This window comes from Rectinema subterraneum (genome assembly GCA_009768935.1).
Taxonomy (GTDB): domain Bacteria; phylum Spirochaetota; class Spirochaetia; order Treponematales; family Rectinemataceae; genus Rectinema; species Rectinema subterraneum.
The window spans coordinates 1-12,800 of sequence record WESA01000025.1; the positions used below are offsets into that span (position 1 = coordinate 1).

The 12,800-nt window shown below is 53.7% G+C and carries 13 protein-coding genes; 4 read left to right on the top strand and 9 right to left on the bottom strand.

Going from position 1 to position 12,800, the window contains the following annotated elements; all coding sequences use genetic code 11:
• Positions 1 to 237: 237 nt before the first annotated feature.
• Positions 238 to 1,362 (top strand): M24 family metallopeptidase, encoded by a 1,125-nt coding sequence (locus GAP13_RS07515; protein ID WP_158907708.1) that lies wholly within the window; start codon positions 238 to 240, stop codon positions 1,360 to 1,362.
• 23 nt (positions 1,363 to 1,385) lie between these two features.
• Here the strand turns inward: GAP13_RS07515 and pyrC are convergent, their stop codons facing one another.
• The gene (gene pyrC, locus GAP13_RS07520) at positions 1,386 to 2,414 is read right to left on the bottom strand and encodes a dihydroorotase (protein ID WP_241864315.1); all 1,029 of its coding nucleotides are present in this window, start codon (positions 2,412 to 2,414) and stop codon (positions 1,386 to 1,388) included.
• Positions 2,415 to 2,622: 208 nt separating this feature from the next.
• On the opposite strand from pyrC, the gene murA reads away from it, so the two are divergent.
• Complete coding sequence (gene murA / locus GAP13_RS07525; RefSeq protein WP_158907709.1) at positions 2,623 to 3,906, top strand: UDP-N-acetylglucosamine 1-carboxyvinyltransferase; 1,284 nt, start codon at positions 2,623 to 2,625, stop codon at positions 3,904 to 3,906.
• 104 nt (positions 3,907 to 4,010) lie between these two features.
• Here the strand turns inward: murA and GAP13_RS07530 are convergent, their stop codons facing one another.
• The 8 genes from GAP13_RS07530 to GAP13_RS07565 all read right to left on the bottom strand — a co-directional run bounded on the left by GAP13_RS07530 (position 4,011) and on the right by GAP13_RS07565 (position 11,028).
• Positions 4,011 to 4,718 (bottom strand): PspA/IM30 family protein, encoded by a 708-nt coding sequence (locus tag GAP13_RS07530; protein ID WP_158907710.1) that lies wholly within the window; start codon positions 4,716 to 4,718, stop codon positions 4,011 to 4,013.
• Positions 4,719 to 4,721: 3 nt separating this feature from the next.
• Positions 4,722 to 5,117 (bottom strand): type III secretion system chaperone family protein, encoded by a 396-nt coding sequence (locus GAP13_RS07535; RefSeq protein ID WP_158907711.1) that lies wholly within the window; start codon positions 5,115 to 5,117, stop codon positions 4,722 to 4,724.
• 17 nt (positions 5,118 to 5,134) lie between these two features.
• Positions 5,135 to 5,677: an STAS domain-containing protein gene (locus GAP13_RS07540; protein ID WP_158907712.1), complete on the bottom strand. Its 543-nt coding sequence runs from the start codon at positions 5,675 to 5,677 to the stop codon at positions 5,135 to 5,137.
• Positions 5,678 to 5,751: 74 nt separating this feature from the next.
• Positions 5,752 to 6,537: an SDR family NAD(P)-dependent oxidoreductase gene (locus GAP13_RS07545; RefSeq protein WP_158907713.1), complete on the bottom strand. Its 786-nt coding sequence runs from the start codon at positions 6,535 to 6,537 to the stop codon at positions 5,752 to 5,754.
• 42 nt (positions 6,538 to 6,579) lie between these two features.
• Positions 6,580 to 7,809: a sigma 54-interacting transcriptional regulator gene (locus GAP13_RS07550; RefSeq protein ID WP_158907714.1), complete on the bottom strand. Its 1,230-nt coding sequence runs from the start codon at positions 7,807 to 7,809 to the stop codon at positions 6,580 to 6,582.
• Between the two features lie 201 nt (positions 7,810 to 8,010).
• The gene (locus GAP13_RS07555) at positions 8,011 to 8,715 is read right to left on the bottom strand and encodes a WecB/TagA/CpsF family glycosyltransferase (RefSeq protein ID WP_158907715.1); all 705 of its coding nucleotides are present in this window, start codon (positions 8,713 to 8,715) and stop codon (positions 8,011 to 8,013) included.
• Positions 8,703 to 9,485: an RsmE family RNA methyltransferase gene (locus tag GAP13_RS07560; protein WP_158907716.1), complete on the bottom strand. Its 783-nt coding sequence runs from the start codon at positions 9,483 to 9,485 to the stop codon at positions 8,703 to 8,705. The genes GAP13_RS07555 and GAP13_RS07560 overlap by 13 nt, the downstream gene beginning before the upstream one ends.
• Positions 9,486 to 9,498: 13 nt before the next feature.
• Positions 9,499 to 11,028, bottom strand: a complete 1,530-nt coding sequence (locus GAP13_RS07565; protein WP_158907717.1) for a S41 family peptidase — start codon at positions 11,026 to 11,028, stop codon at positions 9,499 to 9,501.
• 136 nt (positions 11,029 to 11,164) lie between these two features.
• Here GAP13_RS07565 and GAP13_RS07570 point away from each other — a divergent pair, with 136 nt between their 5' ends.
• Positions 11,165 to 11,674, top strand: coding sequence for a hypothetical protein (locus GAP13_RS07570; protein ID WP_158907718.1), 510 nt, complete (start codon positions 11,165 to 11,167; stop codon positions 11,672 to 11,674).
• Positions 11,674 to 12,798 (top strand): prolipoprotein diacylglyceryl transferase, encoded by a 1,125-nt coding sequence (gene lgt, locus GAP13_RS07575; RefSeq protein WP_158907719.1) that lies wholly within the window; start codon positions 11,674 to 11,676, stop codon positions 12,796 to 12,798. Before GAP13_RS07570 ends, lgt begins: the two co-directional genes overlap by 1 nt.
• Positions 12,799 to 12,800: the final 2 nt, after the last annotated feature.

The window sequence follows — 12,800 nt, forward strand, 5'->3', positions numbered from 1 at the left end:
TGGGAGAAGCGCTGGAAGACACCAGGCAAGGATAAGGCTGAGTATCTACCGAAATATGCGCTGGCCTAGCGCATCTGAAAAGGAGAGGGTAGAAGATAGAGGTGCTGGCTTGGTAGTGCGCTCTGCTCGCTTGGCACAAGGTTGGGGGCACTATTCATAACCTGCTCTGGACAGGACTGCGCAAGCCGGGCGATAATTGCTCCGTTCGACAGCAATCATATTTCGAAAGGAGCAATAGTGAAGCACTCAAAATATTCCCGAAGGCAAGCAGCGCTTGCGGATGAACTTGCGAAGCGCGGGCTTGGCGCGGTTATGGTTTCAGATTTTGAACATGGGCGGGATTCGTCGCTCCGATATCTCTGCGGGCAGCCTTCAGATGCGATATTTATTCTTAGCGCGAAGGGTACATCTGCGCTCATCGCATGGGATATCAATATGGCAAGCCGCCTCGGTGAGGCAGACCATATTGCAGCTTACACCGATTTCGGCCGTCAGCCGCAGAAAGCGCTGGCTGCAGCGCTCAAGCTTCTTGATGTTCCAAAAGGCGCAAAGGTAGCGCTGCCTGCTTCGACTCCCTATCCTGATTACATAGATTTTGTGCACGCGCTGACGGATTTCGACCTTGTGTGCGAAAAATCAGGCGTTGGCACATTCATCCAGGAGATGCGCGCCCGGAAAGACACGGACGAAATTGCCCTCTATCGCCGCATCGCATCGAATACCGATCAGCTCATCGATATGATTGAAAAAGAAATTTGCGCGGGTATGCTGCTGACCGAAACTGATATCGCTCTCTTTCTGGAGCGCGAGGCGAGGCGCATGGGAGCCGAAGGCATGGGGTTCGAGACACTTGCGGCGGGGCCGGAGCGCTCTTTCGGTATTCATGCATTTCCTACTTTTACTAATGAGCATTTTGCTGCGGAAGGCCTATCCATACTTGATTTCGGAGCGCGCTTCGAGGGCTATACGAGCGATGTGACAATGAGTTTTGTGAGCGATTCGCTTCGAACTGAGCAGAAGACAATGGTCGGGCTTGTGGAAGAAGCGCATCGGATTGCTGTGGAGGCATGCGGGCCTGGTGTGCCTTTGCTCAGTGTTGCGAAGCTTGTTGATGATTTTTTTGCCAAAGCGGGCTGGACAATGCCGCATTCGCTTGGTCATGGAATTGGCCTCGATGCGCACGAAGCGCCGACGCTGAGCATGCGCGCTGATCCATCTGCTCTGTTGGAGCCGGGGCATATCGTAACAATCGAGCCAGGACTCTATCACCCTGAATTTGGAGGGGTGCGGCTCGAGAATGATGTGCTCATCACCGAAAATGGAGCAGAAGTCCTTACACATTCGAGAATTGTAAGGCTTTGAAATGTTGGAAGATGCCGGGGCCGTCAGTTCCTGCCCCAGATGCGCCAGGCGAGCGTTTTTCCTGCACACATAGGCACCACCCCATCGATCAGCTGCGGCACCTGCCAGGGCGCGCGCTCGAGGGTAATCGTGCGGGAAGGCGCGGCCAGCCCGTAGAATGCTGCTCCATATTCCGCCATAAAAGGAATGAGCGCATCGAGACTACCAAGCGAATCGAAAAGCTCGACGAGGGCGGGCAGAGCAGCAGGAGCGGAATAGACTCCTGGAGCTGCAGCGGTGCATTCTTTTTTTTCTCGAGGATGGGGCGCAGAGTCGCTACCAAAAAAGAATTTTTTTGAGCCTGAAAGGACTGCGGAGCGCAAGGCTTCTCTGTCGCGGGCAAATTTCAGCACGGGCTTGCAGTAGAGGTGCGGGTTCATCGAATCCCTAATCATGTCATCGACTGTGAACAGCAGATGATGCGCAGTAATTGTCGCAGCCAGATTAGCAGGCCCCTGCTCCACAAAGCGAACACTCTCCTCATCCGAAAGATGCTCAAGCACAATACGGAGGTGTGGGTAACGAGCCAAAAGCCGTTCGACTTGTGGCAAGAATGCGCGCTCGCGTTCGAATACCGGCACTTCGGGGTTTTCACCATGGATGCAGAGTACAAGACCTGACTCCTCCATCGTACTCAGCACCTCGTCAACATCATCGAACGAACGAGGACCGTCGGCGGCATTCGTCGTAGATCCAGAAGGATAATATTTGCCGGCAATCGCCCCCGCGCGCGCAAAGCTCTCGATCTCCGCAGCGAGCATCGAAGGCAGAATCTTGAATGTAAAGAGCGGCTCGAAGCGCTCGGAATCGGGGATGGCTGCAAGCGCACGTTCGACATCAGCGCGGTATTCAGTAAGCCGCGCGACATTGAAGATGGGGGGCATCGTGTTCGGCATAAGCAGCACACGCCCGAACTGACCGGCATGCTGACGGGCATACTGCATGAGAGGCTCGCCCTGCCGTAAGTGGGCGTGAAAATCATCCGGCATAGGCATAACAAAGCGATCGGTCATTCAAAGCTTCCTCGATAGCAGCACGCTCTTAACGCGCGCTCGTTTCTCTGACGCTAATTGTGAAAGAATCAGCCTTGAAAATCAACTATGCGGGTAGTGCTCCCAACCTTGTGCCGAGCAAAAGTCCAAAAAAATAGCATCTGCAATCTTCGTAACACTAAGCGCGGGTCGCCTTGACCCTCCGCCTTGCGCCGCATACAGTACGCGTATGGACAAATATATTATCGAAGGCGGCTATCCCATCAAGGGAATGCTCACGCTTTCAGGAAATAAAAATGCCGCGCTTCCCTGCATCGCCGCAACGACGCTCGCAGATGAACCAGTCATTCTGCGCAATATTCCTGCGATTGAAGATGTGCTCGTAATGTTCGATGTACTGCGCAATCTCGGCGCGTCGGTTGAGGAGATCGACGCACATTCATGGCGGATCGATCCGCGCAGCATTTCGCGCTATGAGGTGCCCGAAGAGCTTGCTAGAAAGGTGCGGGCATCGATTTTGTTTGCTGGGCCTTTGACAGCTCGCTTCGGCAAGGCAGTGCTTCCTCCTCCAGGCGGGGATACGATCGGGAGGCGCCGGATTGACACGCATATCCTTGCGTTGCAGGAACTTGGTGCAAGGATCGCGATTGAAGCTACGCTGAATTTTTCGGCTGTCAAGCTGGTTGGAGCGCCTGTCTTCCTCGATGAAGCATCGGTTACCGGTACGGAAAATGCGATTATGGCGGCAGTGCTCGCCGAAGGCACGACTACGCTCACCAATGCTGCCTGCGAGCCTCATGTGCAAGACCTCTGCGCGATGCTCATCCAGATGGGCGCGGAGATCGAAGGCGTAGGCTCGAATCGCCTCGTCATCCACGGCAAAAAATCGTTGCATGGCGTGGAATTTGCCATCAGTTCGGATTATATGGAGCTTGGCTCATTCATTGGCCTTGCGGCGGTGACTGGTGGGGATCTGCGGATCGAAGGAGTGAGGACGGAGGATCTGCCGCCTCTGAAAGTTGGTTTTTCGAAGCTTGGGGTTACCTGGGATCTGAAGGGGAATGTTCTGAGGCCGAACACTGCGGCTGCGCTGCGTGTCGTTCCGGATATCGGAGGGCAGATTCCCAAAATCGACGACGCACCGTGGCCGGGTTTTCCTGCTGACCTCACTTCGATCATGACAGTAGTGGCGACCCAGGCCGAAGGCGTCGCACTCATTCACGAGAAGATGTTCGAATCGCGCATGTTTTTTGTTGACAAGCTGATATCGATGGGAGCGCGCATTGTGCTCTGTGATCCGCATCGGGCTGTGGTGTATGGTCCTTCCAAGCTTGTTGGCAATGTGATGGTGTCGCCGGATGTGCGCGCCGGGATGGCGATGGTCATTGCAGCTCTCTGCGCAGAGGGTACAAGTACAATTCACAATGTGTACCAGATAGAGCGCGGCTACGAGAATCTATCAGCGAGGCTTTCCGCGGTAGGCGCGCATATCAGAAAAGAACAGGAAGATTAGTTTCAGAGCAGCGAGCGCAGCCGAAAACAAAGGGCGCAGCCAATGAGTCTTTGCTCGAATGCTGCGCCCGTCTGATTCGTTAATGCTTTGCAGTGCTTGTTGGTTTATGGCTGCGAACTCGTGCGCCCCGCATCTTCGGTGAGCATTTTCTTTTTCAGCTCTTCCAGCATTGCATCCGCAGCCTGTGGTGAGCTTTCGAGCTGAGCGAACTGTTTTTCGAGGCTCGCGCCGCTTGATGCTTCTTCAAGCTCTTTCATCGCTTCGGCGCTGGCTTCGATCTCGTCGACTTTGCGCTCCATGCGCTCGAATGTGTCGAAGGCGCTCTTGTTGCCGGACAGGCTCGACATGGTCTGATTGATGCGCTGCTGGGCTTCGGCTCGTTTTGCGCGGGCGATGAGGATGTTTTTCTTGCGGTTCGCTTCTTCGATTTTCGACTGGAGCTGGCGCAGAGCTTCTTTGAGTTTTTCGACCGATTGTTTCTGGGCTTCCCACTGCTGGGCGAGCTGGTTGGCATAGCCCTCGAATTCCTGCTTGCGCAGAAGCGCTTCTTTTGCAAGATCATCGCGGCCGGCGCGCACTGCCAGCATGGCTTTTTTCTCCCACTCATCGGCCTTGGCCCTGTTTTCCATCAAGTCGCGTTCAAGTTTTTTCTCGTCGGCAATGGCCATTGCGACGGCCTTCTTCGATTCGATGAGCTGCTCGTTCATGTCGATGATCATTTGGTTGAGCATTTTTTCGGGGTTTTCCGCTTTGGAGATTAGGGAGTTGATATTTGAAGAGATGACTGTTTTAAGGCGCTCAAACATACCCATGGCTTATTCCTCCGTTGTGTGGATATAGCTCGCGAGCTTCTTGTAGTGCTCCAGAAGAGCGAACGATATCGATTCAATAGAAGCCAGAAATTCATCTTTGTCAAGCGAGGCATGCTCGAGCGTATCGATGACGATGATGTCATTGCCGCTTATTGCATAGGCGCCATGCAAAAGGTCGGTTGCATTGAGTTCGAGCAGCATGCGAAACAGCGTTTCAGCGTTCTCTTTCGGTACAGGCATGACATCGGCGCTGATGATGACAATGGGATCCGACAGGCTGACCATCATTTTCGGGTAGCCTTTGTTCTCATCTTCGATGAGCCAGGCATTTTTCGAGATTTCCTGGTAGGAAATGCCCAGGTCGATGAGATATTGTTCGATTTTTGGCAATGATGACATCGCCACCTCCTTTTCGCTCAGCCGAGCGTGATTGATCCGTCAGGAAAGGCCGTGATCACAGCTTCGCAGGTCTGGCAGCGGCCTCTGCCAGGGCGATCGATATCGATGAGGCTATCACATGCCGGACATCGAACAGAGATAGGATAGACATAGGTGGTGAGCTCCTTGAGCCCGGTTTTTGCTGCTGATATATCGATGGCGGCACTGAAGTACCCTTCCAGCCCGAGCACACGATTCATGCGTTCCATCCGCGGGCGCATGCTGCAAAGGATGAGGTCGCCGCGCCGATCGCGCAGTTTCTGGCGCAGCGCAAGCAGAAGCCCGATACCAGCCGGGCTGATATCGTCTATTGCGGAAAAATCGACAATAAGATACTGGATGCCCCCTGATAGAATATTTTCAAAAGATTTCGCTACTATTTCGAGATTGGAGTCCGTCACTGCGCCCACAAAGCGCGCAACTGCGCAATCGGGGAAATCGGATGAAATCTGGGATGAGATAAGGGCATCTGATCCAGCTTGCGGAATCTTCTGTATCCGCGAGAGAAGGCGCGACGGCATGACCTTTTAATAATATGAGGCTCTGGCCAAAAAGTCAAACTACAGGCAACTTTTCTGGCACAAGGTTGGGAGCACTATCGCCTTGATTCAGGATCGAAGCCGCCATCCAACGCAACAATTGCCCCCGAAGCGATACAGGGGTCGGCATCGATGAGGTCAAGGCTTGCGTGCGCGATCAGCTTAGCAGGGAGAAGAGAGCCCGTTGCAGTGAGCGAGGCATGGCGCGCGCGCGTTTCGGCATTCAGGTACTCGGTGTCGGTGGGGCCGGGGCATACAACAACTGCGGCCACGTTCCTGTCTCCTGCGCTTGCAGCGATTGATTTTGCAAGGACGCCAAGGCCTGTTTTGGCAGCAGCATAGGCAGCGGTTTTTCTGAATGGACGAATGGCGTCGGTCCGCGTGCCACCAAAAAACAGAAATCGGCCATAGCCTCGCGCTTTCATGCCAGCAAGAAAATGGCTGGCCATGGCTCCTGGCAGAGCGAGGTTCGCCATTGTGAGATATTCCCATTCTTCAGCGCTGACCATTTCGAGCGGCTTTTCCGAAAATGGTCCGAACGCGCAGATGACGATATCCGGCTCTGCTCTCATGTCGGCAAGGCGTGCATCGAGGGCCTGGATGAAATTCCTGGGGCTGTCGAACGCATAGTCGAAGGTGCTGAGTGAGGCGGGCGATGATGTTTTCATGCGTTCCTCAGCCTGCCGCCCATGCACCAGCAATCGCGCACCTCGCCGCACAAGCTCGAGCGATACAGCCCGGCCGATGCCGCCCGACCCCCCTATTACAAGCGCGAATCTGCCATTAAAGGTCGAGCTCGCCACCATCTCGCCGCGCGCTTTGCCTGAAGGAATTCCATTCATGCTTTGATAGTAGTAGGCCGCGCATACTGGTGCAAGCTCTCGCTATGCGCTCACTTCAGGCTGTGAGTTTCCCTCGAATTTCCACTGATACAGGAATTGAATGTCATCCGCGAAAATTCTTCCGGTGCTGTTGTTGGCGCATGCGCGCGCGATGACTGAACGCAGCTCCCGCACATTCCCCGGCCAATGATAGGCGCAGAGTTTATCGAGCGCATTCTGTTCGAGGCTGAAGGCATCTTTGGAAAAGTGCGAGCAAAAATGGGCGGCAAGCAGGGGAATATCCTCAGCCCTGTGGCGCAAGGGCGGAATCTCTATCACAAGATCGGCAATTCTGTATACCAGATCGCTTCTGAATTTGTTTTTGGCGGCGAGGTCGATCGGGTTTATGCACGAAGCGCTGACCAGACGGAATTGTGCCGAATGGGGATGCGGGTCGCCAAGCCTTCGATATTCTCCTGTTTCAAGCACGCGCAGAAGGCGCGGTTGCGATGCGAGCGAAAGGCTGCCGATTTCATCAAGAAAAAGGGTTCCATTATCGGCTTGCTCTATTGCGCCCATTCTTGTTGATGCATCGGTGTACGCGCCGCGTTCGGTACCGAACATCTCGCTTTCGAAGAGAGTTTCCGGAATTGTTGCGCAGTTCAAGGCGACAAAGTGATGATGGCTCCGCTTTCCCCAGAAGTGGAGTGCACGTGCAGCAAGTTCCTTTCCTGTCCCTGTTTCTCCGACGATAAGCACAGGATGATGTTTGTCTGCATACGTCCTTATTTGTTCGATGACATGCCGCATTTTTGTGCTGTTCCCGATAATCGGTACTTCGGCGGTTGCGGACATGCGCGCTGTCCGCAGGTGTCGATTTGCTCTTTTTATGTTGATTATCGATACTGCAAGTTCATCGGGATTTGTTGCTGCCGGAATTACATAGATGTCACAGAATGGTATCTCGCGAAGTGCTGCAATATAAGGTTCGCATATCTGCTGCCATCTGCTGTCATCTCCATGCATTACAACGACAGAAAGCGCACTGCGCGATGCTAGCTTCTCTTCATGCAAATTCAGCATGATTTGCTTTATGCGATCCAATATATGTATGCTGAAAGCGCCGGGAAGCGACGCAAGACCAAAGAGAAGAATCCGCGGCTCCTTCTGTCGCAATGTTGCTGCCAATTCCAGAAGATCCCCTGCAACCGACACCTCGAAGTGCTTGCTCAGCGCAACGACTATAGGGCGAATTCGGGAAGAATCCTGTTCGAAGTAGAGAAGTTTTTTCATAATGGTTGCATTGTTAGCAAATTCTTTGCAGCGTTTCAAGAGCGATGACTGTTTTGATGAACGGATTTTCGTATAGAGATTTGTCTATTCAGGGGGCGACAACTGTCTATATCATCTTCTGCGGAACAACATGCGCGTCTATTGGTCGTCGCTTCCTGTAGACAAGTCATAGACAGAGAGTAGACAAACCCAGAAAGCGTTTTACGACCCTGCGAACCATCGTAATATCGCTCCGTGATAAAGGAATATTCCGCTTCGAGTGGCAGCCATGTGGTGCGGGATCCAGCGCTCCCCCGAAGGGAGAGGAGCACCTGCCAGGATGAGCATGGGCGTGCTTTTCTGAATAGCTTCGATAAGTGCTGCTTCTTCCTGCGGGCGGTATAGCCCATGCATGCTCCCGACGATTGCGAGCCCTGGAAAGGTCGCACGGATGTTCTTTTTGGCTTTTATTAGCGTAACAGGAGCACCGCCCAGCAGAAAAACCGACCCGTTTCGCTGCTCGATCGCCGAAAGCAGTGTGGTTATCACTTTTTGAGGGCGATACATTTCCGGAATATGTTCAATCGACGGAATTTCCAGCTCCGGCTGCTCAGCAGATTCATGCATCGCATCGAGCAGCATTTGATGCACAAAGGGCACTGGCCAGGAACGCGACGCTTCCGCGCCTTGCGCAAGAACCCTTCCTGCAACTGCTCGGTCTTTCGGCAATACGAGGTCTGCGCTCGCGATCATGGATCCGAATTCGTCCCTGCGTTTTGCAGCATTCCATTGACTTGAGCTCACAAAACAAATTTGATGGTTTTTTTCATCGTCCCAGATATAGGGAAGCGCTGAAATGGCAAAGCGCGAGGGGAAATCGAAGCGCACACCTTCCACCAGAGCGCACGGTATATTCAGCGATTCCATATTTCCCTTTCGAGGGCTATAACTCGAACCGCAGATATCGCAAAGATTGCCGCTGTCTCCACCCGCATAATCGGCCCCTGCGCATGATGTACCATAAATCCCATCTCCGCAAGAGCGGAATAATCCTCTTCAGAAAAACCGCCTTCAGGGCCGATGCAGATGGCAACGCGGTTTTGCATGTGCGCAAGCAGTTCATGCAGGGGCTTCGAGTTCGCGGCGTCCGATTCATGGAACATTATGCGCAGCGAGTTTTCGCGGTCAAAGCCATGCTCGCGCAGCACTTTGTCGAGCTCTGAAAGGCGAGCTGCGGGAACGATTTCCGTAAGCGCCGAAGAGCCCGACTGCTGCAATGCCTCACGAATGATGCGTCGCCTTCGTTCGAGTTTCGAGTGTGCACGCTCGGGGGCTTCTTCCGCCACACAAAACTTTGTTATCACCGGCACGATGAGGTTCACTTCGAGTTCCACAGCTTGCCTGATAATAAGATCGAATTTCTGGCCTTTGGGCAGCGCCTGGACGAGGGCGATCTGCAATTGTCTGTCCTGTTGTGCCGCGAGGTCATCAGGCTCGATGCTCTCGAGCCTCACGTGCGCGCCCTCATTCTCGCGAGAGACAATTGTGCACCGGAATCGGCTGCCCTCTTCATCGATTGCTTCGAATACGTCGCCAGCCTTCATGCGGCGTACATCGATGAGGTAATGCGCTGTTTTCGCATCGAGCAGGTACGCTGTCTTGCCGCGCAAGGCTCCTGGAAAAACAATCTGGCGCATGGGCTAGTTCCGGCTAATTTGTGCTTTTCTTGAGGTCTGCGAGCGTTTTCGCTGATTCCAGCTGATTGAGAAAATCCTGGGATTCGATGAGGTCCAGGGCTTTCTGCAATTGCACATCGTACTCGAGATCGTAGATGCGTGCTGGCTGGGAGCGCTCAGACTCATCGCGGACGAGCTTTTCCAGAATGAGTGCAGGGACAGTGTATTTCTGGGCGAGCTCGGCGGCAAACTGCTTGCGCTGCTCTACGCTCGGCGTTGGGTTTTTTAGCAGGAAACGTGCTATGTCGCCAGCATCGTAGAGCCGCTGGACTTCCGCAAGCTCCTTGTCGCTCAGCTCCGGTTCCGGCACTTTGATGTCCGGCTCGATACCGACTTTGTCGATGTTCACGCCGCTCGGGGTGTAGTATCGCGCCATTGTCAGTTTGAAACCGGCTTTATCGAGCGGAAAAATCTGTTGCACGGAGCCTTTCCCGTAGGTTTTCTGGCCAAGCAGGAGCGCGCGCTTTGTATCCTTCATGGCACCCGCGAATATCTCGGAGGCTGAAGCAGAACCCTGGTTCGTCATGACGATAATGCGGTCCGTCGCGGGAATTGCGAGGTCCGGCTTTGCCTTGTACTCGTAGTTTTCGGAAATGGTTCGGCCTTTTGTGGATACAATTACTCCGGAGGAGAGAAAAAGGTCGCTGACATCGACAACAGAAGACAAAAGCCCGCCAGGGTTGGAGCGGACATCGATGATCCACCGGTCGATGCCCTGCGCATGCATGTCCTGCAAAACAGCTTTCATGCGCACCGGGGTATTGGGATTCCATTCGACAATGCGAATATAGCCGATATTGCCGCTCGCAGTAGTGATTATCGCATTCTTGATGGCCGGGATTTCGATTTTGCTGCGCGTGAACGTCACTTCGAACTCGTAATTCCCGCGCTTGAATGTGAGTGTCACTGTCGTGCCGGCTTCGCCGCGGATTTTTGCAGAGGCTTTGTCCACACTCAAGGGGGAGGTATCTTCGCCGTCGATTTTCGTGATGAGATCGCCGGAGCGAATGCCTTCTTTCCAGGCGGGTGTATCTTCAATTGGCGAAACGACTTCGATATAGCGGGGCGTGTCCTCGGTTGGGACAGTCGTCTGCTTGGAGATGTACAGGCCGACACCACCATAGGTGCCTGTTGTATCCGACATGAGATCGGACATCATGTCCTCATCGAGGAAGGCGGAATATGGGTCACCAAGCGAGTCGAGCATGCCCTTGACGGCACCTTGGTAGAGCTTGGTCGGATCCGGCTCTTCCACATAGTTCTGCAGAATGAACTGGAAAATATTCTGTAGAAGCTGCGAATATTGCTTTGCATCGGGCGTTTTGGCCTGCTGGGCATACGATTCGGGAACAGCGACAGTGATAAACGACAGCGCAAGAATAACCACGAACGCAAGCAGGGAAAACAGCCGCTTGCGCACCACAGGCGTGTGCTCTGCAGGGGTGTGCTCGACGGGTGTGCGTTCCACAGGCGTGCGTACCTCAGAGGTTTCGGTTTCGTTCATCTGAAAAAGCTCCTTTAGCTGGAAGCTGTCTGCAATATTTAACAATTATGATATCCTAACGGTAGGATTTTTGCTACTGTCTTGACTTTGCGATGTCTTGACTATGCGGGGTTGCGCCAATAGACTCGATGGCGAAATGCGCCGATCGTTATACATGCTTGTTGCCGGCATACTGGCATTTATTCGTATTTTCGCGCTGGGTGTCGCGGCGGTATCGCTGGGCATGACGGATTTCGGCGGGGCTTCGACCGCGATTCTCAGGGTCTTTCAGCTGTATGGCCTCTTGTTTGTGTATCTTTTATTTCTTCAGTATTTCCGGCCTTCTGCGCGAGAAGCGCTCAAAACTCCATGTTTGCTGATTTCCGCTGCCGCTCCCGTGCTCAGTGTGCTGACGCTCCTTGCATTTGTAAAAGGGGTCGGCAAGTCCATCCCAGTTGACCTCGTGAAGACCAGCAGCTCCATTTTTGTGGTCATTCTTATGGATTTGCTGATATTGGGGCTTGTTGGGATGGATAGCCTGAAGGCGAAATTTCCGCGCGAGGGAGGACAGGGCAAACAGGCGCAGTCCCGCGGCGTGCCAACCGTCGATGCCCCCGATAGCCCGGTACCCGCACACAATTCCGATACTACAAATGAGGTTTCGTGATGGTAGCAATGCTCGAATTTCCGAAATGGCTTTCACCCGAAATAATTCCAGGCCTGCCATTCCGCTGGTATGGCCTCATGTACCTGATTGCATTTTCCGTTGCCTGGCTTTTGTTCAGAAGAGAATCGAAGCGCCTCAGAGCTCCGTGGACCGAAGACGAAGCAGCGAATTTTTTTATCTGGTCGATAGTTGGCATTCTGCTTGGAGGACGGCTTGCGGGAACGCTTATCTACGAGCCGTCGAACTACTACTGGATAAAACCATGGTTTATATTCTGGCCTTTCGATGAGTCAGGAGCTTTTGTCGGATTCCAGGGCATGTCCTATCATGGCGGGTTTGTCGGGCTTATCGTCGCGACTTTGATTTGGTGCAAAGTGAACAGATGGAACTGGCTCGACTGGGCAGACCTCATCGCGGTTTCGGCGCCTTTGGGGTACACCTTCGGGCGGCTCGGCAATTTCATCAATGGCGAGCTCTGGGGCAAGGTCAGCACTGCGCCCTGGGCGATGCTCTTCCCGAATGCGGAGCGGTTTTCAGCCAAGGAACCGTGGGTGCAGGAAGTTGCACGCGCTGTGGGTATCCGCTTGGTTTCGATGAACGACATGGTAAATTTGCCGCGGCATCCTTCGCAATTGTATGAAGCACTGCTCGAAGGGATTGTGCTCTGGCTTGTGCTCTGGTTCTTTGTGCGAAAGCGGCGGACATATAGAGGGAAGAGTGTCGCGATCTATGCCATTGGGTATGGGGTGGCGCGCTTTATTGTCGAATATTTCCGCGAGCCTGATTCGGGGCTGGGGTATATTCTGGCGCTTGGCGATCCACAAGCGCCCACAGCGCGCTTTGTTTCGCTTTTCAATTTTTCGATGGGGCAGATTCTGAGTTTTTTGATGATCGTGGGCGCGGTTATTTTCATGCTGTATGCGCGAAAGCATTTCAGGATCGCTCCGGGCGAACCCATGTTTGTCGATGCGGCAAAGCGAGGGGAATCAGGCGATTTCGGGGCTGGCAGGCAGAAAGGAACCAGCGGCGCTCGCGGGACCGACGGCATACGCGAGAACAGCGGCCCGCGCACATCGAAATTCAATGCGCCAAGCGCCCGAAAGCTGCGCAAAAAGATCAAGTAGCG